The sequence below is a fragment of the Exiguobacterium artemiae genome (assembly GCF_033342815.1).
GTDB classification, from domain to species: Bacteria; Bacillota; Bacilli; order Exiguobacteriales; family Exiguobacteriaceae; genus Exiguobacterium_A; species Exiguobacterium_A artemiae_A.
The window spans coordinates 108302-132614 of the sequence record NZ_JAWPEN010000007.1 but is presented as its reverse complement, the minus strand read 5'-3'; the positions used below and the strand labels follow the sequence as shown (position 1 = coordinate 132614).

Sequence of the window (24313 nt, the reverse complement as noted above, 5' to 3'; positions counted from 1 at the left end):
CTTTCTGAAGCTTTTTATTCAGTTTTTTCAATACTCTCGTGCTTATTATACCCATTTTCAGAACACATGAAAAACGAAAGGCTATTTTTTCAGGAAAATGACTGGTATTTAACTTGAAAAATGATGTAAAATCGCCTGTTTCCGTTGCTCAAACATCGGTTTCAAAATAAATAAATCCACCAGTACTTTCGGTAAATACGATTTATAAACTAAGTCATCAATCATATAGACGCCGTCCGGGCGCTCTTCGACACGGTGCGTGTGGCACCAGGCGGAAAAAGGGAACGGAACTTTGACTCCGACATCGATGAACAAATCACTTCCGACCATTGGAATGATCGAATCCCATTTCACAAAAACCGGCGGAACGCCGACCTTCAGCTGAATCGTATTGCCGGCATATGTCCGTGTGTCTCCGGTCGTCTGCACTTTCGGGAACGTCGTCATTCCCGTCAAGGCTTTCGCATCACCTAAAAAGAACCAGGCTTGGTCTTTTGTCGCCGGCACTTTCGTTTCTGTATAAAAACGATTCATCAGAGTTCCTCCTTTAATAGGCGATCAATCTTCATTTGGGCGACCGAAATCGGTTGCTTGTCGTATGTCTGTTCATCCATCAGAACGGTTCCTTCCGGTTGTGTCGCCACACGGTAGACCGTAATGTCCCATATCCGGTGCGAAAAGATGTGTTTCACGCTGCCGACATGGATTCCAGGTTGCTCATCCGTCGATTCCACCAACGGATACTGCCACATGCCGGCCAACAGTCCGGTATCCGGACGTTGCATAACGGCGACTTGTCCGTTTTCTTCATAGACCAAGGCATCGTACCGGATCGTCTGTGTTTTACCTTTTTTTGTTTTGACCGGCAATTCCGCCTGAACCGAGCGGTCGTAAGCAAAACAGACATCATTGACCGGACACAGTCCGCACATCGGTGATTTCGGTGTACAGACCATTGCACCGAGTTCCATCAATCCTTGATTGAAGCTTGACGGATCCGCATGATCAATTAATTCATGAACAGCCGCTTCAAAGACTTTCCGTGTTTTCGGTGCGGCAATGTCGTCATAAATTCCGAGGACCCGCGATAAGACACGCATGACGTTCCCGTCGACGGCCGGCTCCGGGTGGCCGTAGGCAATCGAGAGAACGGCACCGGTCGTATAAGGACCGACTCCCCGTAAACTTTCAAACCGCTCTTTTTCATCCGGTACGATCCCGTCATATTTTTCAACAACTTCCTGAACTGCGATTTGAAGGTTCTTAACCCGGGAATAGTACCCTAAGCCTTCCCAATATTTTAAGACTTCACTTTGGTCGGCCGATGCCAAATCATGGGGTGTCGGAAACCGTTCCGTAAACCGCTGGTAATACGGAATCACTGTATCGACCCGTGTTTGTTGCAGCATGATTTCACTGATCCAGATATGATAGGGATTTTTGGTTTCACGCCACGGTAACTGTCGTTGTTCCCGCAAGAACCACTGCACCAATTCCGTCGTAAAATGCTGTTTATTAAAGTTTCTGAAATATTCTGTGACAAGAGTCAAAATATTACCTCTTTTCTGTTTGATACGTTATAGTAAGTTCAATTAACCCTAAAAATTAAAATCAATTTACGTTTATTATGATTTCGAATACTTTGATAGAGGAGCGAATTTGCATTGGATACTGGGACGCATATCGGAATGGGACTTTGCCTCGCCGCCATTTCCACACTTGAACCGGATGTCGCAGCAAGCGCTACGCTGTTTGCGGCTGTTACGACTACGGCGTTGGTTGGTTCCCATGCTCCAGACTTTGATACTGTATTTAAATTTAAAGGCAACAGTGCCTACCTGAGACAGCACCGTGGTAAATCCCATGGTCTGATCGCCTTGATTGCCTGGCCGTTGTTACTGTCGATCGTCATCGGCGCCCTGTTCGGCGTTCCGCCTACTTCATTATGGCTGATGGCACAGATTGCTGTCGCCCTTCATGTCTTCGTCGATCTGTTTAATGCTTACGGCACACAGGCGCTTCATCCCTTTAAGAAAACCTGGATTGGTTGGGGCGTCATCAATACATTTGACCCTTATCTGTTCACGATGTATTACGGGGCGTTCGGCATTTGGCTGTTGACCCGCGCCACGATCGTTATTTTCCCGATTTTGATTGCGATTGTCATCATCTATTACGCGGTTCAATTTAAGTTGCGTAACGATGCTTTGGCGACGGCCGCCCGTTATTATGGCGGAGCCCACAAGTTGTTCATTTCTCCTGGCATGAAATGGGATGAGTGGCATGTCGCAGCACGTCTTCGAAATGAATATGCGGTCGTCAAGATTAATTCCGGAACAGTCGTCGAGTGCGGCAATTTCCGGATCAAAAATGAACCGCATGGGGATGAACTGTATGACATCGTCAAGGAGAACGCGGATTTACAAGCGTTCCTTGAATTTTCGAAAATTCATACGTATACGGTTTCTCGAAAAGACGGAATCGTCGAATACCGGTTTACGAACTTACGTTATTTCACGAAAGAAGTCTATCCGTTCGTCGCGGTCGTCCGGATTGATGCAACGTCACGCCAAATCGTCAGTTCCTATACAGGATGGGTTTTCAGCGAACGGACGTTGCAAAAAAAATTGTTTGTACCTGCATTATAAAAAAAGGACTCGCCATGTTCGGAAAATTTTTTTCCGAACCGCGAGTTCTTTTTTAATTGATTGACTGATCATCGCGCCCAATCATCAAATGCTTGAACTTGTCATTTGTTGTATTAAAACGGTGAAGCATCGGACCATGTTGCTTGATTTGTTGCTGAACGAAACGAACGGCAACCGCCTCACCCTGATATTTTTCTCCTGCCTTTGCAAGCGTCGCTTCGAAATCTTCCCATAAGACTTCGACCCACGTCAAGGCCTCAAGCGGCGTCAAGGTCTCGTTGACTTCTTGTAATTCTTCCGCCAATTCGTTTAATGCTTCTGTACGATTTTGATCCATCTTCATTCCTCCTCTTCCTGAATCAACGCGAGCGGAATCGCCACTTCATTGACCGTCCCCTCAAAATGTCCCCAGCCCATCACACCGTTGACGAAATGCAGTTCAAATCGTGTATCTTCTCCATCAATCCGGTAAAAGCGACCTGTCTCAAACCGGCTTGCGTCGACGAGATAACTTTGGGCAATCGCAATCTTGCGGATAATCACCTCAACTTCACTCATGTTACCGTGTTGCTCCGCTTTACGTTTTTGCTCATTCAATTTCGTCACGAGCATCTCTAATTCATATTTTGATAACTGGCTCATTCGTGTCTCCATAAAAAAACTCCCCCTCTTCGTCATTAGTATATACGAAAAGGAGAAGAAAAATGATGGAGTTAGCTTGATTTCAATTCGAGATTGCGTTTACTTTGCAACGCATACATTTTGGCATAGATTTTTTGTTTTGCGAGTAACTCGTCATGCGTACCGCGTTCAGCAATTCGTCCATGGTCGAGGACGATGATTTCATCGGCGTCTTTGATCGTTGACAAACGGTGGGCAATGATGAAGGTCGTACGCCCTTTCGTCAACGTCAATAAGGCATCCTGAATCATCGCTTCCGTTTCCGAATCGACGCTCGCCGTCGCTTCATCGAGAACTAAAATCGCCGGATCAAACGCCAAAGCCCGTGCAAAACTGATCAACTGCCGTTCGCCAGCAGACAAGGTCGCGCCTTTTTCGATGACAGGTTCATCGAGACCCTTAGGAAGACGGTCGATGAACCGGTCTGCCCCAACGGCGACGATCGCTTCCCGAATCCGTTCTTCGGAAATCGCCGGGTTGCCGAGCGTGATATTCGACCGGATCGTTCCCGTGAATAAAAATGGATCCTGTAGGACGATGCCCATATGATCGCGGACCGCCTGTTTCGGCAGTGACGTGACATCCTGTCCGTCAATCAACAATTGACCGGATGATGGATCATAAAAACGCATCAACAGATTCATGATTGAACTTTTCCCGCTGCCCGTATGTCCGACGAGAGCGATTGTCGCTCCGGGACGGGCATCAATTTCGATGTCCTGTAAAACAGGATGCCCCGGATCATAGCTGAAACCGACCTGCTTGAATTCCACACGTCCGACGAAGCGGGGTAAACGTCCTTTTCCGACGTCTTCTCCCTTTTCGTCGAGCAGTTGGAACATCCGGTCTGCTGAAACGAGTGCTTGTTGCAGCGGCGACAACTGATTCATGATTTGTGTGACCGGTTCAAAAAGACGCGAGACATAATCGATGTAGGCATATAAAATCCCGAGCGATAAAAATGTTCCGTCGGTCAGACTTTTACCCGCCACGACCCAGATCAATAAGGCCAGCGTCAGGTTTTTCAGAAAATACGATAAGTTATGCGACATTAAGGCATCGAGCCGCAATAACTTCGAACGGGTTTGATAGTTCTCTTCATTTTTCTGTTCAAATTCCGCCAACACTTCTTTTTCCCGCGCATATGCTTGAATGATCGGCATCGTTTGAATGTTCTCGTTTAACTGACCATTCATATCTGCGACAAGTGACCGGACTTTAAAGTTATTTTCTGTCGCAAGTTTTTGGAACAGCTGAATCCAGAAGTAGACGATCGGAATAATCAGCAACGAAACAAGTCCGAGGCGGACATCGAGGAAAAACATCGCCACTAAAATTCCGGCCATCGTAATCAATCCCGAAAAGACGCGTGCGAGCACACCCAAGTACAAATCGCGGATTGTTTCCGTATCGTTCGTGACACGACTGACAATCTTTCCGATCGGTGTCTGGTCAAAGTAGCGGACCGGCAACCGTTGTAGATGTGTAAAGACATCGAGCCGCATCCGTTTGACAATTTTATGCGCCGACCGCTGAAGCAGGATTTGTTGCACCCAGTTCAGACCGGCTGCGATTAACAGCAAAATGATATACATCAAGGACAGCCAACCGACCGCCTTTAAGTCAGAGGCATAAAAATCATAAACTTGCCCTTGCGTCAGTTTTTCGACGCCCGGATAACGAAACGTCTCATCCCCACGCGTGACGGTTAACGTTCCACCGGTCACATTGCGTTCTCCTCCGCTGACGACTTGTTCGGGCACAAAATAATAACCGCTCTTCGATTGGACAACCGAAATGGATTGGATGACAGCAGAAGACGGGACATCCTGTGTCTTCGCAAACTGGCGCCCGTCATACTCGACCCTTCCTCCGTCCTTCACTTCCACCCAATCCTTTTCAATCGCAACAATATGTTCATCGATGATGACTTTCGCAATATATGGTCCGGTCAATTCTGCTCCGACTGCCAGAATCAAGAGGAATAATCCGAGGAAAATTGCTTGTTTTTCATACATCGCATAACGGACGAGCGATCGAATCGTCGTTTTTCGACGAACGGGATCTAATAGATATAATTCTTCTTCCTTCACGTTCGACACCTCCTACCTTACGTTTCTTCACTTTGCCGTTCGAATTGTTCGGCGTACCATCCTTTATGATCCATCAACTGCTCGTGCGTACCCCGTTCTGTCACTTGACCGTCCTGCAGGACAAGAATTTCGTCCGCATGGGCAACGGCAGACAAACGGTGTGCGACAATCAATGTCGTCGCCTGCTCCCGATTGGTTCGAATCGCTTCAATGATATGCGACTCGGTTTTTGCATCGACCGCAGACAACGAATCGTCGAGCAATAATAATTTCGGTTTTTTCAACATCGCCCGGGCAATCGACAGCCTTTGTTTCTGACCGCCGGACAACGTGACACCACGTTCACCGACCAACGTCTCAAGACCTTGATCGAGCATGGTAATGTCCGTTGTGAATGACGCCAGCCGAATTGCTTCCTGCAGTTCGGCTTCCGTTGCCGTTCCGGCGCCAAAGAGGATGTTATCCCGCACTGTTTTCGAGAACAAAAGGTGTTCCTGCGAAACATAACCCGTCCATCCCCGGACCGTTTCCAAAGCGACATCTTCATAGGGGACCCCGTTGACTTGCAGCATAGGGCGGTCAAGTGGGTATTCGCGTAAAAATTGGCGAAGCAACGTCGTTTTCCCGGCACCGGTCGGACCGACAATCCCGATTGTCTTTCCTTGTTCGATCGTCACGTTGATTTCGCGCAATGCGGGCTGTTTCGTTCCCGGGTACGTAAACGTCAAATCCGATAAGACAATCGTTTCAGGAGTAGTAATCTCTACGACCGGAGTCGATGAAATTAACGGTTTAACCCGCATCGTCGCCTGCAGACGATCGAGACTCGCTGTTCCGCGCTGGATGACGTTGATCAGCTCCCCAAACGCATACATCGGCCAAATCAACATCCCGAGATAAATATTGAAGGCGACGAGTTGTCCGAGCGTAATATCGTTCGTAAAGACGAGGTACGTCCCGAACGATAGACCGATCAAATAACTGATTCCGACGAGTAATTTGATAATCGGCTCAAATAAAACATCAATTTTTGCGACATGCATGTTTTTATCAAATACATCCGTCGTGACATCATCAAATTTTTTAACATCGATGTCTTCCTGAACGAATGAACGAATGACCCGCAGTCCGGAAATTGACTCTACGACTTGATCGTTCATCGTGCCAAAGGCATCCTGTGCCGTCATGAAGCGGCCGTGGATCTGACTGCCGAGTTTATTCATCGCGTATGCAAGAATCGGCATCGGCAATAAGGCGGCAAGTGTCAGTTTCCAATCGATTGCCACCCCCATGACGACAAGTGTAATAGCCGTCATATTCAGCGAGTCGACGAGCGTCAGGACGCCAAAACCCGCTGTCCGTTCGACCGCTTTCAAATCATTGGTCGCAAGTGCCATTAAATCCCCTGTTCGGTTACGTTGGTAAAAGGTTGGGGTCAACTTTAATAAATGCGTGAAAAATTGACTGCGTAATGTCCGTTCGAGTAAAAAGGCTGTTCCGAATAATTTTGCAAGCCATAAATACGTCAGAATAAAGGACGTAATGGAAATAACAGTCAGACCGACCACATACTGAATCAATGTTGTCCGGTCCATGGATCCGGAACGCAGTCCGTCAATCACTTTTCCGATCAACCATGGTGGTGTCAAGTCGATGAAGCCGGTCACAATCAGCAATAACACGGCAATCAAATATGATTTTTTATGTTCCTTCAGAAACCAGCTGAGTTGGCGAAACAATCGCACGATGGTTCCCCCCTTTGTCGTTCATAATGGTGTTACGTTGTTTCCAAGCACGCAAAAAAGGCAGACGGATTTCCGGAGCAGTCCGAGAATCCATCTGCCTTTCTAAGGACGATGTGAATCGACGATATGGTCTGCGTGCTCGGGGAACGGATTCCCTGTCAATCGCACACTGAAAATAGTGTTTATACGAGTTCGAGAGTCTCCGCCATATTCAGCTGTTTGATAAGTGCGTTTACAATTGGCTGTTTCATTTGACGGTTCCTCCTTTTCTTAATCTGAGCGTAGAATAGCATAATTATCGAACAATTGTCAATTTTGTGTCTAATCTTTTAAAATGAAGCCGAAACTTATATTCCGTCCGCTTCTTCCTGCTTGACCTGTTCGATTACTTCCGACACGAGTGCATATGGAAATCCTTTTCGAACCAACGCCTGTTGTGTTTTCTGCACCCGGGCGAACGGTTCCAGATTCCGGTACTTCGGATAGTATTTCCGCGCTTGGTATAAAGCAGCCGATTCTTCCGTCTCTGCTTCGACCTCTTCAAATACGAGTTGAATCCCCTGTTTTGAAACCTCTGATGAAAATCCGCGTTGCATCAATGTTTGTTGCAGTTTTTGTTTCAGTTCCCGAACTGACCGGCGGGCCAGTTCTTTTTGTTTTTGCCGGAGAAACTTTAATACTTTTTCCAGTTCCTCTTCTTCCGTAAATGACTCCAGCGCTTGATCAATGTACGTTTTGTTCACTTTCAGCGCTTCTAAGTCACGCCGGATTTTTCCGGGTCCCTGCGGTGTCGTTGCTTTTTTTGTCGCTGTATATGCCTCGGCAAACTGTTGATCGTTTAAATATTTTTGGTCGGTCAATCGTTTGATGGCATGCTTGACGGCATGTTCCGGTGTCTCTTTTTCCATCAAGTACGCTTCGACTTCGCTCGTCGCCCGCATTCGGTATGACAAATGATTGAGTGATAAACGGTATGCTTTTTGCTGCTCTTCCGCCGTCAGTACTTCTTTGACGAAATCATCGTCAAGTTCCTTATCCCGTTGCAGGTTATACTTGATTAAAATATCGGCATCGACGGCAAAGGCATATTCTTCCTTACCTTCGCGTTCAATGTAAATATTGAAACGTTCCGTATTTTTCTTTTGGGTCGAAATCCGTGTGATTTTCAAGTCGGTTCCTCCTTTTTTATCTTCTCTTGCAACGATAACATGTTGAATCAGGTTTGAGTGAAACAGACAAACGGGAACATATGTACAAGTATTACTACAGACAGGACGAGAGGATGATTCACGCCATGAAAATCGCGATTACAGGCGGAACCGGAATGATTGGACAGGCACTAACGAAACGATTACTTAACGAAGGCCATCAAATTGTTATTTTAACCCGTTCACCGAAAGCTGCGGCGGGATCCGTCAGCTACGTGGAATGGTTGACGGATAAAGCAACACCGGAGCAAGAACTGAATGATGTGGAAGCCTTCATCCACCTGGCAGGTGCTTCGATCAATGACGGACGTTGGACAGAAGAGCGCAAACGCGTCATTTTGGAAAGCCGGATTGACTCGACGAAAGAACTCGTCCGGATTGTCAAAGCACTCGATTCAAAACCTGACGTTGTCTTATCGGCTTCTGCAGTCGGAATTTATGGTCAGGACCGCCATCAAACCTTTACGGAAGAAACGGCACTCCCCCCGACGGCCGACTTCCTCAGCCACGTCTGTGTCGCTTGGGAGGAGCTTGCTCAACCGATTGCCGAAAGCGGTGTCCGGCTCGTTCACCCGCGGATTGGGGTCGTCCTCAGTACAGAAGGCGGGGCCTATCCATTAATGCGTTTGCCTTATCAATTATTCGGCGGCGGGACGATGGGTGACGGGAAGCAGTGGGTTTCCTGGGTTCATATCGATGATCTTGTCGAACTGTTCCTGTTCGCATTGACGACCGCTTCCGTTGAAGGTCCTCTCAATATTACAGCTCCTCATCCGGAGACGATGCGACGGTTCGGTCAAACGATTGGTAAAGTGTTGCACCGTCCGCACTGGTTACCGGCTCCGCGCTTCGCCCTCGAACTGGCTCTCGGAGAAAAAAGTGTCATCGTTCTCGAAGGCGCCCGTGTCATTCCGAAAAAAGCTCTCGAAAACGGCTACAAGTTTCGGTATGCTGAACTAAAGGATGCACTGCAAAATCTCGAGCACACAAACTAATACAGGGGTTGAAAAATGTTGGATGTTTTAATACGAAATGCACATATCTTTCCCATCACATCAGATAATTTTTATGGTGATATCCGGATTAAAGATGGAAAAATTCATGAAATCAATGAATTGCTGGATGCCGAAGAACACGAACGGGTCATCGAAGCAGAAGGACGTTTCCTGCTTCCCGGCTTCATCGATGCCCATACGCATCTCGGATTGTACGACGAAGGAACCGGAACGGTCGGAAACGATGCCAACGAAACTATCTTCGCGATGACCCCTCACTTGCGGGCCATCGATGGCGTCTATCCGCTTGATGAGGGATTCAAGGAAGCGATCGAACACGGCGTCACAACGGTCCAGGTCATGCCGGGCAGCATGAATATCATCGGCGGTGTCACGAGTGTCATCAAAACACACGGCCGTTTTATCGATGATATGATTTTACGGAAATATGCCGGATTAAAAATTGCGCTTGGAGAAAACCCGAAACGTGTCCATAGTGCCGGTCGTGCCGGTGAACTGACACGGATGGGCATCATGGGTATGTTGCGAGAAGCATTTCTTGAAGTAAAGATGCAACGGACAGCAGATACTTTTGCCCACCGGATGATTGAACGGGTTCTCAAAAAAGAGATGCCGCTTCGTGTCCACGCTCACCGGGCCGATGACATTTTATCGGCGATTCGTTTTGCAGAAGAGTTTGAGCTGGATGTCCGGATCGAACATTGTACAGAAGGTCATCTTGTGGCCAAAGAACTGCAACAATTACCGATTGAACATGTCACGGTCGGTCCGACCTTTACACGAAAGTCAAAAATCGAACTGAAGAACAAGACCTGGGAAACGTATCGTGTTCTTCATGAACATGGTCTTGAAGTCTCGATTACGACCGATCATCCGTATACACCTGTTCAGTATTTAAATTTATGTGCCGGTCTTGCTGCGCGTGAAGGACTGCCGGTCGACATCGCGCTTCGTGCCATCACCATCAATCCGGCCCGTTCGATTGGCGTCGCGGACCGTGTCGGCTCGATTGAAGTCGGCAAAGATGCCGATCTCGTCCTTTGGAGTCACTTCCCGCTCGACTATCTCGCGAAGCCTTTAATGACGATGATTGATGGAAAAGTTGTTTTTGAACATATCCATCTGACATCGATGTCTTAAAAAAGTGCCTGTGATTTTAACGGAAATCCGTTGAAAATCATAGGCTTTTTTTGTTATGAAAGTGAGGCTTTTTCGTTTGCAAAAAATGTCTTGTTTTCGTATGTTTTTTCACAAAAATTATTTGCTTGCTTTTTTAAAAAAAGAAGGTAATATTATCTTATCCGACAACTGAAGAAGGCATACCATGCGCGGTTCAAACGAGTCAGACAGGTAGCTTTCGACAATCATTCTAGCGGTCTTAAGAAGGAGGAATGGAAGTATGCTCAAGCAACGGGAGCTGAGCGACTGCGCTGATTTGTTCGAACTGATGCAGCATCAAGACGTATATCCGTACGTCCGCCAAAAAACACGGTACTTTGATGAATTTCTGTTTACTACAAAGCAGGCAATCGAAGAGGAAGAACGCGGTGAGCTGGTCTCACGCACAATCCTAGACGAATTTGACCAACCAATCGGTACAATCAGTTTACTCGATATCGAAGGACAGTATGGGTTTCTCGGTACATGGTTAGGTAAACCGTATCATGGGAAAGGTTATAACAATCTTGCAAAAGAAGCATTTTTTGCAGAACTATTTTTTGATCTTGATTTCGAAAGTGTCTTCATGAAGATCCGCAAGACTAACATCCGTTCACAAAAAGCAGCGGAAAAACTGCCTTATGCTTTTTGCGCCGATGCATTACGACCGGCTTTACTCGAACAGCTGAATACCGGAGAAACTCAATTTACACTCTACGAAGTCTCCAAATCCAGTTTTCAAATGTATATCCACGGCCGCGAATTCGAAACGGTCTACGAACAACAACTCGAAGCATGAGAGGCACCTGCCTCTTGTGCTTTTTTGTTCGTACTTTTGATGCGGATCGAAAGCTTCAAATGGTATGATAATAAGGAAAATTCACCTGTCGGAAGAAGCCATCCCCTCTTCCCATATGAAATGGAGTGATTAACTGATGCCAGAACAATCCTTTAAAATACTTGTCGTAGATGACGAAGCACAAATGCGTGATCTGCTTGTCTCAAATCTTCAAAAAGAAAACTATCAGACGACGACGGCTTCGAACGGTCAAGGAGCACTTGATTTAATGCAGCGTGATACCTTCCATCTCGTTTTGCTGGATGTCATGATGCCGGAAATGGACGGTTTGACGGCTTGCATGCGAATCCGTGAATTCTCGAACGTCCCGATCATCATGCTGACGGCCCGTTCGGACGAACTCGACCGGATTCACGGTCTGAAAATCGGGGCCGATGACTACATCACGAAACCGTTCAGCCCACGTGAACTATTGGCCCGGATCGAAGCGACGCTGCGCCGTTCCCATCGTTTTACGGTCGATCAATCAGCGACGTTGACGATCGGCAAATTGGAGCTTGATACAGAAAGCCGCAGTGTCCACGTCAGCGGAAAACCAATCAGCTTAACGCGGAAGGAATTTGACTTACTCCATTTGTTTGTCCAAAACAACGATAAAGTCTTTTCACGCGAACAGTTGCTCGACCAGATTTGGGGCGCCGACTATATCGGAAACTTGCGGACAGTCGATACCCACATCAAAACACTCCGTCTGAAACTCGGTGAAGCCGGCGGCTCGATCCAAACGGTCTGGGGCATCGGATATAAATTCGAGGAAGTATGATTAAGCGGTATACCATTCGCCGTCGGATTTGGATTACGATTTGGTTCACAAGTGTTTTTTCTGCCGTCCTGTTTGTTTTATTGACATTTTACCTCTATGACCGGTTTTACCTGCAAACACAGGAAGACTTGTTGCTCAACCGGGGTGAAAAACTGATTAACATCTATGAATCAGAAGGACTTTCCGGTGCGTTTTATGACGGGATGACGTATACGAATGAATTAACGGAATCCAAAGTCTTTTTCATCGACTTTCTGAAGAAAAATCCGGCCGGCCTCCGGTTCTTGACGAATGCGGATATTGAACAGTTACGCAATGGTGAAACCGTCGTCTCCAGTCGAACCCATCCGATTGAAGGAACGGACATCCTGATGACCGGTTTTCCCATTATTGAAAACAACCGGCTCGTCGGGACGTTGATTCTCTATTTGGAGCTCGGTCAAATCAGTGAACCGTTCCGACCGCTTCGCCTGATGATCTTCTTCATGATTGGTCTGATCGTGTTGAATCTCGTCATTTTCGGTCGGCAGATCATTGATACGATCATTCGTCCGCTAATTGACATGAAACGGGCCTCAACCGTCTACGCCCAAGGAGATTTTGCCTATCGAATTCCGATTCAATCCGATGATGAAATCGGTGAACTGGCAGAAACCCTGAATAAGATGGCAGAATCCCTCGGTGAAGTGGATGAACAACGTAAGGAATTCTTGGCGAACGTCAGTCATGAATTGCGGACTCCCCTGTCCTATATCCGGGGATATACAGAAATGATGCAGGATAAAGCACTGGATGAAAAAACACGCGATCAATATTACCAAATCATCGAACGGGAAACGGAACGGTTGCAACGTCTCGTCAATGATCTGCTCGATCTTGCCCAGTTGGAACGGGATTCGTATCCAATGACAAAACAACCGCTTGTCTTCAGCCAGGTTTTGGAAGATGTCGTCTACCGGATGGAACCGATCGCGAAGGCGAAAGGTGTATCCATCGTCACTGACTTTGATCCAGGTCAAATCGTCCTTGGTGACAATGACCGGCTTGAGCAAGTGATCGGAAATCTGCTGGACAATGCCTTACGTTACACGCCTGCCTCGAGACATATCTATCTGTCGACAAAAACAGACGGCGAACAGACGATTTGTTCGATTCGAGACGAAGGAGAAGGCATTCCACCGGAACATTTGGAGCGTTTAACGAAACGGTTTTACCGTGTTGATAAATCACGGACACGAAAGGACGGCGGAACGGGTCTCGGTCTTGCCATCACAAAACACATCATCGACCGGCACGACGGAACGATTTCCTTCGAATCCGTGCTCGGACAAGGAACAACTGTTTTGATTACGTTACCGTTGTTGCCGGACGAAGACGACGGATTTTCCTAATATCATTTCGTCAGTCCGGAAACGATGTTGACTTGATCTGTTAAAGGGTGAAAGGAAGTTTTACTATCGAAGCCATACTCCTTGATTGGTTGCAACGGACAGAAATGTTTGCTGTACCAATCAGTCTTTTAGTCAGTGTCATCATCAGCCTGTTCGGTGTTTTACCGAGCGCCTTCGTCACGGCAGCCAATCTACTGTATTTCGGTTTTTGGCAAGGTTTGATGCTATCGTTTCTTGGCGAAGCCCTCGGTGCCGGCGTTGCCTTTTACGTGTATCGTTACGGTATCCGGCGGGTCGAACCGTTGATTCAATCACCGTTCATCTTGAAGTGGCTTGAAAAACTGACGGCGCAAACCGGTTGGGACGCCTTTTGGACAATCATCTTTTTGCGACTGTTACCGTTCGCCCCTTCCGGTCTCGTCACGTTTTTAAGTGCGACAAGCAGCGTCTCACCGGTGATTTTTTTAACTGCCAGTACCATCGGGAAAGTACCGGCACTTGTCATCGAAGCCTTTGCCGTCAACGAATTGATTGAACAGGATTCCATGATTCCTTGGTTGATTGCCGGATTGTTTGCGGTGTTCTACCTGATATATCTTTATAAAAAACGGTTGCATCGATCGAGGGATATCGATTGATGCAACCGTTTTCTTCGTATACTGTTATAGACGTAACTAAAGGAGGAAACAACATGGAATTACGTTCATTCGGCAATACCGACATCCAGGTCTCACCGCTTGGATTCGGTGCCGGTCATATCGGTTCGGAGGACTTATCCGATCAGGAAGCAAGTTATATCCTCCATCAAGCATTGGATACGGGCATTCGTTTATTTGATACTGCTCGCGGCTACGGCTTATCCGAAAAGCGGCTCGGTCACTTTTTAAAACAGCGTCGCCACGATGTCGTGCTGTCGACGAAGGTGGGATATGATGTCCCGCGCACGGAAGATTGGACGTTTCAAGCCGTCGCCGGCGGGATTGACCAGGCTCTTTTGATGATGCAAACAGACTTTATCGATATCGTTCATTTACATTCCTGCAGTAAGGAAATACTGGCTCAAGATGACGTCATCGAGGCACTTGAACGGGCAAAACAGGCCGGAAAAGTCCGCCTGATCGCGTATTCCGGTGACCGGGAAGATTTAGACTATGCCATCACGACAGGACGGTTCGACAGTTTTCAAACGTCTGTTAGTTTATACGATCAACGGGCACTAACTGATTCGATTCCACTGATTCATCAGCAACAGAAAGGTATCATCGCCAAACGTCCGATTGCCAATGCACCATGGCGGTTCGCGTCCCGTCCGGTCGGACAATATGTCGAACCATACTGGGAACGAGCACAGCAGCTCGATTTCCCGCTTGAAGAAGCTTCTTGGCTTGAAACCGCACTCCGGTTTACCGTTTTTGAACCCGGTGTCACAAGTGCCATCATCGGCACGGCCAGTCCGGAGCATCTGGCCCAAAATATCCGCTTGTTGGAAAAAGGACCTTTACCGGCAGAACGGGTCGCTGATCTTAAACGACGTTTTCAGGAACAGGATGAAAATTGGCTGCAACAAACTTAAATAGATCGCAAGACAAAACAAAAAGGAAAACGGCTTAGTCGCCGTTTTCCTTTTTTCATAGAGAGATCGGTTCTCTTACCCGTTCGGTCCGTTTAAAACTTTTTCTTTTTCTTCTTTTCCAAAACGACGATGGCTTCGACGTGTGCCGTTTGTGGGAACATATCGTACGGCTGGATATAGCTGACTTTGTAGCCGGCTTTCATCAGATGATCGCAATCACGTGCCAAAGTTTGCGGATTACACGAAACGTAAATGATTTTTTTCGCTTTTGACGAAATCATCGCGTTTAATAATTGTGTATCACACCCTGAACGAGGCGGATCGACGATGAAGACGTCCGGAATACAGCCTTCTTTCACCCAACGCGGAATCCATGTTTCTGCTTTTCCGACCACGTACTGGGCATGATTAAATCCGTATTGCTTCATGTGTGCCGTTGCATCTTCGACGGCTTCCTCGACGATTTCCATGCCGCGGACTTCTTTTGCACCGCTTGCAATCCAAAGACCAATCGACCCGACACCTGCATAGGCATCGACGACACGTTCTTCACCCGTCAAGGCTGCCGCTTTGACGATCTCACCATACATCCGCTCGGCTTGTTCCGGATTCAACTGGAAAAAGGCACGCGGTGACAGTTGGTACGTAAACTCACCCATTTGTTCTTCGATCCGTTCCACTCCGCGTAAAATTTCCGTTTGTTCCCCAAAGACGCGTGAAGTCATTTTGTCATTGATGTTCAAGGCGACTGAGATAACGCCCGGAATATCATAAATATCGCGTGATAAACCTTCAAGATCCTTAAAACCATCTTTAAACGCAACCAGCACGACTTGAATTTCGCCCGTCTTGATGCCGGTCCGAACGACAATATTCCGGATGACACCGTCTTGTTTCGCTGAGTTATAGACCGGTACATTGTAGTCATTTAAAATTTTCGTCACGGCGTTGTTGACGCGTAACGTCTCTTTGTTTTGAACGATACACTCGTCGATTGCCACCAGACGGTTCGAGTTCGCTGAATACAATCCGCTGACGATTTGTGTTCCTTCTTTTCCGACGGCAAACTGCGATTTATTCCGGTATTCCCATTCTGTCGTCCCGATCGTCGGGCGGATATCCGATTTCTCGACATTCAGCTTCGTCGATTTTGTAAAGGCATTTCGGACCATGTCTTCTTTATAACGGAGTTGTCCTTCATAACTCATATGTTGGAGCTGACATCCGCCGCATTGGCTGTAAATTGGACACAGCGGCGTTACACGATCCGGTGAACGGACATCCCGCTTCAAGATTTTTGCATTTGCAAAATTGTTATGGATTTCCGTAATTTCAATTTGAGCGGTTTCTCCGACGAGCAAACCTGGAATGAAGACGATTTGTCGTTCGAGTGTCGCGATTCCTTCTCCGTTAATTCCCATGCGTAAGCAGGTTACGGAACGAACTTCGCCTACCTGTAGTTTAATTTTTGTTGTCATCTGATCCATCCTCTCCATGATCCAAATCAAAAAGCGGTCATTTCGAACCGCTCTCTGATTCCTCATGTTCCTTCATATCTTTTGCATAACGAAGCACCTTGGCTTTCAACTGATCCAAGGAGACGGCTAAACGTTCCAAATCCTCAATATCTGATGTTTCATCCAATGAATCAATCGTATGGCATAAAAGCTGCATTCTTGATTTTAGCACATTCATCTGCCCAAGTTTATCAGTTCTTGCTTTTCCCATTATTCTGACTTCCTTTCTTGTTCTTTATTCCTGTATGCATTTAGCATACGATACGTAGTGGAACCTTATAAAGGAGGAAAATGTATCATGTCATTAAAATCACCCATCACCATCAAAAATGATCCGTGGGAAGCGTACCGTGATATCGAACAGTATGGACAAGCCCGACTGACGAACATCGAAGTCACGACGACAACCCTTTGTAACATGCGCTGTGAACATTGTGCCGTCGGCTATATGTTGTCAAACAGCGAAACACCCACCATCCCGGTCGAACTGCTCATCAAGCGATTGGATGAGATTGAGCACCTGCGTGCCTTTTCCATTACAGGCGGCGAACCGATGCTATCGATGAAATCGGTCCGGGAATATGTTGTGCCTTTACTTAAGTATGCCCACGAACGGGGAGCTAAAACCCAAATCAATTCAAATTTAACACTTCCCCTTTCCCGGTATGAGCTGATCATCCCGTATCTTGACGTCTTACATATTTCTCATAACTGGGGAACCGCAGACGATTTCATTGATGGCGGATTTGCAATGATGGAACGGAAACCGTCGCGTGAAGCCCGGACAAAGCTGTTTGAACAGATGAAAGAAAATGCCCGGATTCTAAATGCACGCGGCGTCCTCGTTTCTGCCGAGACGATGATTAACAAACGAACACTGCCGCACCTCGAAGCCATCCACCAGGAAATCATCGAAATGGGATGCGTCAGGCATGAAGTACATCCTATGTACCCCGCCGATTTCGCCTCGATGATTGAAGCCGCGAGTCTGGATGAAATCCGTGACGGCATCCACCGTCTGCTTGATGTCCGGGATCCGGACGTCTGGATGCTGTTCGGGACACTGCCGTTTTATGCCTGCTCGATGAAAGAAGAAGATTTAGCGCTTCACCGTCGCCTGCGTCAGGAACCAAACGTTTCCGTCCGCAATGATCCCGACGGTCGTTCACGTCTGAACGTCAATATCTTTGACGGCGAAATCATTGTGACCGACTTCGGTGACGAACTCGCATCACTCGGAACGATTCATGACACGTCATTTAACGAAGCGTATGCGGTGTGGAAGCAAACAGAACTCAATCAGAGTTTATCCTGTCACTGTCCTGCCGTTCAGTGCCTCGGTCCAAATGCACTCGTCAAAAATGCCTACTATCCGGAAGTCGATTTCCTAAAACAATCCAGTCGTCTGTAAGCAGGTTTGAGTCTCTTTTAAAACGGGAAAAGTTTGTCACAAAGTCGCCACACTTTCCTTGTTCGAAGGGGGTTTCAAAATGGAATGGCTTGTTGGAATCGTTGCAATTATTGGGATGTTCAGTATGGTACTTGGAATCATGATGATCGGGATTCGGGCGTCTCACAGTATCGAACACGATGAAGTGTTTGACCAAACGGACTGGGACGAACATCTTCTACACATGCCCCGCCCGACACGCTTTGAACAAAATAAACCATAACCGTGTGACATGCCCCGGTGTACAATCGTACAGCCGGGGCATGTTATGCTTAAATAAAAAAGGAAAGGCAGTTGTTTGTTTTGTCGCGTCGCTTTGCTTTGATTCTTTCGATTGTATTCATTTCCGGTTTCACCCAAGGATTACTGATCCCATTGCTTTCTATTTTGCTCGAACGTCAAGGAACACCTGCTTACATAAATGGACTAAGCGCTGCTGTCCTGTATATCGGCGTCATTGTTGCCGCACCATTGATGGAAAAACCGTTGCGCCGACACGGTTATGTACCTGTCATCTCGTTTGGTCTCGCATTAGTAGCGGTTGCTGTATTTGCGTTCCCGCTGATTCCGAGCGTTCTCGCTTGGATGGTGTTACGATTTGCAGTCGGCTTCGGGGATCAAACCCTCCATTACGGTTCTCAAGTATGGGTCACATCGATTACACCCAATCATAAACTCGGCCGGACGATGTCTCTGTACGGCATGGCCTTTGGTCTCGGTTTCGCTCTTGGTCCACTCGCAGCACCGCTTGTCGACTGGATCAGTTGGCTGCCGTTCGTTCTGACCGGAACATTAACCGTTCTCGTCTTGATTGCTTTAAGACGGTTACCGAATGAAAAACCGTCTGATATCATGCCAGAAGAACTTCAGTCCGCTGCTTCCCGTTACCGTCTTGTCCTGACGAGCGCTTGGTTTACATTGTTACCCGGCTTCACCTATGGTTTTTTGGAAGCGACCTTAAATGCCAGCTTCCCGGTCTTCGCAACACGAAACGGTTATGAACTATCTCAGACAAGCAGTTTAATTACGACATTTGTCGTCAGCTCTTTATTGATGCAATTACCCCTCGGACGTCTCGCTGACCATTTTGGAAAACGACGGACGCTGATCACCGTCCTCAGTATCGGAGCGTTTGCATTTTTGGCAGCTTGTTTTTTCTTTCAAAGTTACGGAGCATTATTTATGATTTTTGCTGTCAGTGGCATGGCACTCGGCTCGACTTATTCACTCGGCGTTGCTTACATGACAGAACAGTTACCCAGTCATCTGTTGCCGACCGGTAACCTGCTTGCCGGGATTTCATTCAGTCTCGGTTCAATTCTCGGTCCGATTTCCGGTAGCTTGTTCGTCATGTTACCGCCGGGATTCTACTTTATTTTGTTTGTCCTGGTTCTCGCGACACTCGCTTATCTGCTTTTTCGGTCAAAGACTACACCCCGCTCGCTGTAAACAGATAAAGATACTGAATCAAAAAGAAATCACTCGTTCTTTCACGCCCTTTCCTCAGGCGAGACACAAGCCAGTTTCCCTGCTTCATTTAGCGGGTCTTGTTTGTCTCTGACAGCGCAAAAATGCGCTTTTCCCTGTAGGAGTTGCGTGAAGCGAGTGATTCTTTTTTTACAAGATGAGGGTGGCAGAATTGGAATCTGCCACCCTCATCTTTGCAGGAACTGACCTTTGAGTCAGTTCCATTCTATTTCACGATTCCTTCTTGCCGAAAACTGTGCCAGAGCTTATCGTCGATTGCATACGGTTGTTCTTTTGCCCGTTTCAATTCTTCCGTTTCCAGCAAGACGACGACCTCTCGACCGTTGATTGACCAAACGGAGTCGTACCCTCTTTCCGCCTCAATGATTTCCACACCGACATCTCCATGCGTCTCCTTTAATTGTTGACTGACACAAGTAACGACAAACCGGGCAAACTCATCCCGCGGACGACGGTTGGCAATGATCTTTCGAACGATCTCATTCCGTTCCAATTCTCTCATCTCCTCTCGTTTTTTAGTTGCACTAGCCTTTGCAGCAAGGCCGAATCGGTGGTTTTATGACCGTACAGAAAAAGCCGAACGAGTCGGCTTAGCAACGAACGATTAAAAATAACAGATTGATTGAGACTATTTTTGCACGATTCAGAATCTTCGTCAACCGCGCTTTTGAAACCAGACCGGTAGATAGGTCGAGACCAAAATACCGGCGACTACAAATACTAATCCAAGGCATGCCTGGGGTGGAATCGATTCACCGAGAATGAGTGCGGATAACGTCACACCGTAAATCGGTACAAAAAACATAAACAATGACACCCGGCTGACCGGATTGTATTTCATCAAGAGATTCCACAATGTAAATCCCGTCGCTGACAAGAATGCTAAATAGATCAGCATCCAGACGGTCGTACTGGTGAAGTTAAACGGGAACCAGTCTCCATTCAAGACCGCTCCGACGATGAATAAACCGATTGATCCAATGACCATGGCCCAACCTGTCATCGGTGCAACCGGATAACTGGCCGAATATTCCTTGGCGATTAAATTTCCGAATGCCCCGGAAATCATCGCTAAAATCAACAGGATTTCTCCGGCACCAAACGAAACACCGGCAGACCCTTGCGGCCAGTTCGCTAAAATGACGCCTGTAAACCCTAAAAATAAAGCGAGTCCCTTAAATCGATTTAACCGGTCATCTTCATACCGGAAATGAGCGAGCAACATTTGAAAGAAGGAAGTCGATCCGGCAATGATTGATCCTTGCACGCCTGTTGATAAGGAAAGCCCGATGTAAAAAAACACATACTGGAGAAACGTCAAGAAGAAACCAAGCCGGCTGTAAGCGAGTGTCCGCTTTTTCAACGTAATCGGCTGTTTAAATATCAGGACGCTGACAATCAGCAATAAGACACCGGCTAGGAAAAAACGGTAACTGGCAAACAACAGCTGTTCTCCATATTCGGTTGAGGTGATGGCAAGTAAAGCATAACTTTTTTTAATGAAGGGAAAGGCACTTCCCCAAAGAAAGGTCGTCACTAAAGCGAGCACAACCATACCAAATCGATCGGTCAATATTTTTTTCATTTTTACTGATTCCTTTCCTGTTCCTTTTGACATAGACATGGTATAGTAGTTTTACAGATAATAATTATTATAATCTAGCGACAATGAAACTCATTATCATTCATGAGAAAACGTTGGTAATTAACATTCTCATTGTTTTAACATAATGATTTCTTTTCTCATTTAGACTTGAAAGGAGTTTTCCCATATGACTACCTCTACTACTACTGATGTCCATCAGCGTTCCGCTCTCCGCCATGCTTGGGAGGAACATCACGAATTGATTTTAGCACTCTTTAGTGGAATATTGATTTTAATTGCCTACACACTTGAAAAGCTCAACATTCCGGCTACCGGTTATGTCACGCTTTATCTCTCCGCTTATTTGATCGGCGGTTATGCGAAAGCAAAAGAAGGTTTAACCGAAACGTATCATGATAAAACCTTAAACGTAGAATTGTTGATGATCTTGGCTGCGATCGGTGCAGCGGCGATCGGTTACTGGATGGAAGGTGCTATCTTGATTTTCATCTTTGCTTTATCTGGTGCCCTTGAAACCTATACGATGAATAAAAACGAACGGGCATTACAGAGTTTGATGTCCTTGCAACCGGAAGAAGCTACTCGTTTAAACGCTGACGGTAAGCTTGAAGTTGTGGGTCTTGAGCAATTGGTTGTCGGCGAACTGGTCTACGTCCGTCCCGGGGAACGCATCCCTGTCGACGGAACGATCATCCGCGGTCAAGCCGCCATTGAGGAAGCCTCGATTACAGGCGAATCAATCCCTGTCGAAAAGCATGTTGGGGATACCGTCTATAATTCGACCGTCAATATGAATGGTGTTTTGACGATTGAGATGACGAAAGCTGCGGACGAGTCGTTGTTCCAAAAAATCATTCATATGGTTCAAAACGCTCAAAGCGAGCAATCACCCTCTGCACAATTCATTGAGCGGTTCGAAAGCCGTTACGTCAAAATCGTCTTACTCGTCGTTGCTTTGATGATGGTCGTCCCCCACTACTTAATTGGTTGGACATTTGAAACGAGCATTTACCGGGCTATGATTTTGCTTGTCGTCGCTTCTCCTTGTGCGTTGGTCGCTTCGATTACACCAGCTGCTTTGGCAGCAATCGCCGCCTCTGCCCGAAACGGTGTTTTATTTAAAGGTGGTGCACATATCGAGACACTCGGACAAGTCGATACGATCGTCTTTGATAAAACCGGAACATTAACGACCGGAAAACCTATCGTCACGGAAAGCCATTATGCTGACGGAGTGGATGCATTTGCCGTCAAACAAGCGGTCGCATCCATCGAAGCACAATCGAATCATCCGCTCGCACAAGCGATTGTCACGCATTTAAAAACGGATATCATCGAGCCATCCACTTTTAAGGATGTGACCGGCTACGGAATCGAAGCCACGGTTTCCGGTCAGACATACCGGATCGGAAAATATGCATTCCACGAAGGATTAGTTGATCCTTTCCTATCGATGGAACAGACCTTAAAAGAACAAGGAAATACGATAGTTTATGTCAGTAACGGACAATCGATCATTGCGCTTTACGCATTACGGGACACGATTCGTCCCGAAGCCAAGACAGCCATCACCTCTTTAAATGCTCTCGGTATCACGACGATCATGTTGACCGGAGATAATCCGGTGACTGCCGCTGCGATTGCTAAAGAAGCAGGTCTGACGGATTATGTAGCGGAATGTCTTCCTGAAGACAAAGTCCGTTATATCAAGCAGTATCAGACTGAAGGAAAAACAGTTGCGATGGTCGGAGACGGAATTAACGATGCTCCCGCCCTTGCCTTGGCTCACGTCGGGATTGCAATGGGTGAAGGAACCGATGCTGCTCTTGAGACAGCCGATGTCGTCTTGATGAAAAACGATTTAGGACGCCTTGCTTACGCCGTCAACAAGGCGCGTAAAATGAATCGTGTAGTCAAACAGAATATCACGCTCGCTATCGGTGTCATCTTGTTACTAATCATTTCGAACTTGTCACAGTTCCTCATCATGCCGTTTGCAGTAGTCGGTCATGAAGGTTCTACCATTCTCGTCATCTTGAACGGATTACGCCTGCTCCAAAAAGATACGCCGTCTCAGAAAATTCACGCTCCGCTTTCAAAACAAGCGGCAGCTTAATCCAATTAAAAAGCATCTACCATCGGATTACCGACGGTAGATGCTTTTTTGATGCAACCGATTAAAACGCGGGACGATTTGAAATCAGCCAAATGTATTGGTTGGAATCGAGTCTAAATCCGCCTGTTCTTTTAATCGTTTTTCTTCCATTTTTTGCGGATCCGCTTTTTTCATGAACCGTTCCCATGAGGCGTTCAGCTCAGATCCAAGTAAAATGATGAGTCCTGTAAAATACAACCACAACAGTACAATGACGACACTTCCGAGTGAACCGTATGTTTGGTTATAGTTCGAGAAATTCGAGACATAAAATCCGAATCCAACCGATAACAATTGCCACACGATGACGCCAAAGACAGCTCCCGGAATGGCTTCCTTAAATGTAATGGGACGTTTCGGCGCGACGCGGTAAAAAATCGACAAAATCAGAATCAACAGTACAGTGGAAATGGCATACCGCAATACCGTCAGCAGAATTTTTTGTCCCATATCGATCGGAATGACAAAGTTGGCTAAGTAGCTGATAATCGGACCGCCCAGAACGTTCAAAACGATTAGTAACAACATACCAATACCAAGAACAATCGTTAAAATCAATGCGATTCCACGGGCTGCAACGAATCCGCGCGGTGAGAAGTCTCCGTACGCATGGTTAGCAGTCGTAATCAGACGATCGACACCTTTTGACGCCGACCAAATGGCAAGAATCGCACCGACGGACAAGAGACCGCCCTGTGGTTCTTTAATGGCCTGGAAAATGACATCGGTAAACGTGTTAACCGACCCACCCGGCGCTAAATCACGAATTTGGGATTCAAGCGTCTGTTGATCAATGTCAAAGAATGATAATACTGAAATAACAAAAATGATACCTGGAAAAATGGATAAAAACCAATAATACGCGAGTGTTCCTGCATAATCCGTAATGTTGTGATCGGACATCCGTTGCTTTAGATTCAGGGCTAATCCTTTAGGATCACGTGTATGCGCCATCGTCATCT

The 24313-nt window shown here is 46.8% G+C and carries 24 protein-coding genes; 12 read left to right on the top strand and 12 right to left on the bottom strand.

Going from position 1 to position 24313, the window contains the following annotated elements:
• Positions 1-108 precede the first annotated feature (108 nt).
• Positions 109-534, bottom strand: a complete 426-nt coding sequence (locus tag R7V76_RS08980; protein WP_318092159.1) for a hypothetical protein — start codon at positions 532-534, stop codon at positions 109-111.
• Positions 534-1550 carry an A/G-specific adenine glycosylase gene (mutY, locus tag R7V76_RS08975; RefSeq protein ID WP_318092157.1) on the bottom strand — a complete coding sequence of 339 codons (1017 nt, stop codon included), beginning with the start codon at positions 1548-1550 and terminating at the stop codon, positions 534-536. Before mutY ends, R7V76_RS08980 begins: the two co-directional genes overlap by 1 nt.
• Positions 1551-1664: 114 nt before the next feature.
• On the opposite strand from mutY, the gene R7V76_RS08970 reads away from it, so the two are divergent.
• Positions 1665-2648: a metal-dependent hydrolase gene (locus R7V76_RS08970; RefSeq protein WP_318092155.1), complete on the top strand. Its 984-nt coding sequence runs from the start codon at positions 1665-1667 to the stop codon at positions 2646-2648.
• 52 nt (positions 2649-2700) lie between these two features.
• Here the strand turns inward: R7V76_RS08970 and R7V76_RS08965 are convergent, their stop codons facing one another.
• The 5 genes from R7V76_RS08965 to R7V76_RS08945 form a co-directional block, all read right to left on the bottom strand.
• Positions 2701-2985, bottom strand: coding sequence for a YfhJ family protein (locus R7V76_RS08965; protein ID WP_318092154.1), 285 nt, complete (start codon positions 2983-2985; stop codon positions 2701-2703).
• A gap of 2 nt (positions 2986-2987) precedes the next feature.
• Positions 2988-3302 (bottom strand): DUF1811 family protein, encoded by a 315-nt coding sequence (locus tag R7V76_RS08960; protein ID WP_318092152.1) that lies wholly within the window; start codon positions 3300-3302, stop codon positions 2988-2990.
• 59 nt (positions 3303-3361) lie between these two features.
• The gene (locus tag R7V76_RS08955; RefSeq protein WP_318092150.1) at positions 3362-5422 is read right to left on the bottom strand and encodes an ABC transporter ATP-binding protein; all 2061 of its coding nucleotides are present in this window, start codon (positions 5420-5422) and stop codon (positions 3362-3364) included.
• Between the two features lie 17 nt (positions 5423-5439).
• Positions 5440-7167, bottom strand: coding sequence for an ABC transporter ATP-binding protein (locus R7V76_RS08950; RefSeq protein ID WP_318092148.1), 1728 nt, complete (start codon positions 7165-7167; stop codon positions 5440-5442).
• A gap of 347 nt (positions 7168-7514) precedes the next feature.
• Positions 7515-8336 (bottom strand): RecX family transcriptional regulator, encoded by an 822-nt coding sequence (locus tag R7V76_RS08945; RefSeq protein ID WP_318092146.1) that lies wholly within the window; start codon positions 8334-8336, stop codon positions 7515-7517.
• Between the two features lie 125 nt (positions 8337-8461).
• On the opposite strand from R7V76_RS08945, the gene R7V76_RS08940 reads away from it, so the two are divergent.
• The 7 genes from R7V76_RS08940 to R7V76_RS08910 all read left to right on the top strand — a co-directional run bounded on the left by R7V76_RS08940 (position 8462) and on the right by R7V76_RS08910 (position 15135).
• Positions 8462-9370 (top strand): TIGR01777 family oxidoreductase, encoded by a 909-nt coding sequence (locus tag R7V76_RS08940; RefSeq protein WP_318092144.1) that lies wholly within the window; start codon positions 8462-8464, stop codon positions 9368-9370.
• A 15-nt stretch (positions 9371-9385) separates the two neighbouring features.
• Positions 9386-10531: an amidohydrolase gene (locus tag R7V76_RS08935; RefSeq protein ID WP_318092143.1), complete on the top strand. Its 1146-nt coding sequence runs from the start codon at positions 9386-9388 to the stop codon at positions 10529-10531.
• 259 nt (positions 10532-10790) lie between these two features.
• Positions 10791-11348, top strand: coding sequence for a GNAT family N-acetyltransferase (locus R7V76_RS08930; RefSeq protein ID WP_012369550.1), 558 nt, complete (start codon positions 10791-10793; stop codon positions 11346-11348).
• A 136-nt stretch (positions 11349-11484) separates the two neighbouring features.
• Complete coding sequence (locus R7V76_RS08925) at positions 11485-12171, top strand: response regulator transcription factor (protein ID WP_318092142.1); 687 nt, start codon at positions 11485-11487, stop codon at positions 12169-12171.
• Entirely contained in the window at positions 12168-13562 is a 1395-nt protein-coding gene (locus tag R7V76_RS08920; RefSeq protein WP_318092141.1) for a sensor histidine kinase, read from the top strand. Before R7V76_RS08925 ends, R7V76_RS08920 begins: the two co-directional genes overlap by 4 nt.
• Positions 13563-13651: 89 nt before the next feature.
• Positions 13652-14200 (top strand): TVP38/TMEM64 family protein, encoded by a 549-nt coding sequence (locus R7V76_RS08915; protein WP_318092140.1) that lies wholly within the window; start codon positions 13652-13654, stop codon positions 14198-14200.
• A gap of 53 nt (positions 14201-14253) precedes the next feature.
• On the top strand, positions 14254-15135 hold the full coding sequence (locus tag R7V76_RS08910) for an aldo/keto reductase (protein WP_318092139.1): 882 nt from the start codon (positions 14254-14256) through the stop codon (positions 15133-15135).
• Positions 15136-15227: 92 nt separating this feature from the next.
• Here the strand turns inward: R7V76_RS08910 and rlmD are convergent, their stop codons facing one another.
• Positions 15228-16613: a 23S rRNA (uracil(1939)-C(5))-methyltransferase RlmD gene (rlmD, locus tag R7V76_RS08905; protein ID WP_318092137.1), complete on the bottom strand. Its 1386-nt coding sequence runs from the start codon at positions 16611-16613 to the stop codon at positions 15228-15230.
• Between the two features lie 37 nt (positions 16614-16650).
• A complete protein-coding gene (locus tag R7V76_RS08900) occupies positions 16651-16863 on the bottom strand; it encodes an SE1561 family protein (RefSeq protein WP_012369544.1) in 213 nt (70 codons plus the stop codon).
• A gap of 87 nt (positions 16864-16950) precedes the next feature.
• On the opposite strand from R7V76_RS08900, the gene yfkAB reads away from it, so the two are divergent.
• From yfkAB to R7V76_RS08885, 3 genes are all read left to right on the top strand, one after another.
• A complete protein-coding gene (yfkAB, locus tag R7V76_RS08895) occupies positions 16951-18063 on the top strand; it encodes a radical SAM/CxCxxxxC motif protein YfkAB (protein ID WP_318092135.1) in 1113 nt (370 codons plus the stop codon).
• Positions 18064-18142: 79 nt separating this feature from the next.
• Positions 18143-18325, top strand: a complete 183-nt coding sequence (locus R7V76_RS08890) for a hypothetical protein (protein WP_012369542.1) — start codon at positions 18143-18145, stop codon at positions 18323-18325.
• 71 nt (positions 18326-18396) lie between these two features.
• A complete protein-coding gene (locus R7V76_RS08885; protein WP_369076251.1) occupies positions 18397-19551 on the top strand; it encodes an MFS transporter in 1155 nt (384 codons plus the stop codon).
• Positions 19552-19795: 244 nt separating this feature from the next.
• On the opposite strand, the gene R7V76_RS08880 is transcribed toward R7V76_RS08885, so the two are convergent.
• Positions 19796-20092 (bottom strand): hypothetical protein, encoded by a 297-nt coding sequence (locus R7V76_RS08880; protein WP_318092132.1) that lies wholly within the window; start codon positions 20090-20092, stop codon positions 19796-19798.
• 153 nt (positions 20093-20245) lie between these two features.
• On the bottom strand, positions 20246-21175 hold the full coding sequence (locus R7V76_RS08875; RefSeq protein ID WP_318092131.1) for a DMT family transporter: 930 nt from the start codon (positions 21173-21175) through the stop codon (positions 20246-20248).
• A gap of 187 nt (positions 21176-21362) precedes the next feature.
• Between R7V76_RS08875 and R7V76_RS08870 the strand changes: the two genes are divergently transcribed.
• Positions 21363-23312, top strand: a complete 1950-nt coding sequence (locus R7V76_RS08870; protein ID WP_318092129.1) for a heavy metal translocating P-type ATPase — start codon at positions 21363-21365, stop codon at positions 23310-23312.
• 84 nt (positions 23313-23396) lie between these two features.
• Here the strand turns inward: R7V76_RS08870 and R7V76_RS08865 are convergent, their stop codons facing one another.
• Positions 23397-24305: a YihY/virulence factor BrkB family protein gene (locus R7V76_RS08865; protein ID WP_012369537.1), complete on the bottom strand. Its 909-nt coding sequence runs from the start codon at positions 24303-24305 to the stop codon at positions 23397-23399.
• Positions 24306-24313 lie beyond the last annotated feature (8 nt).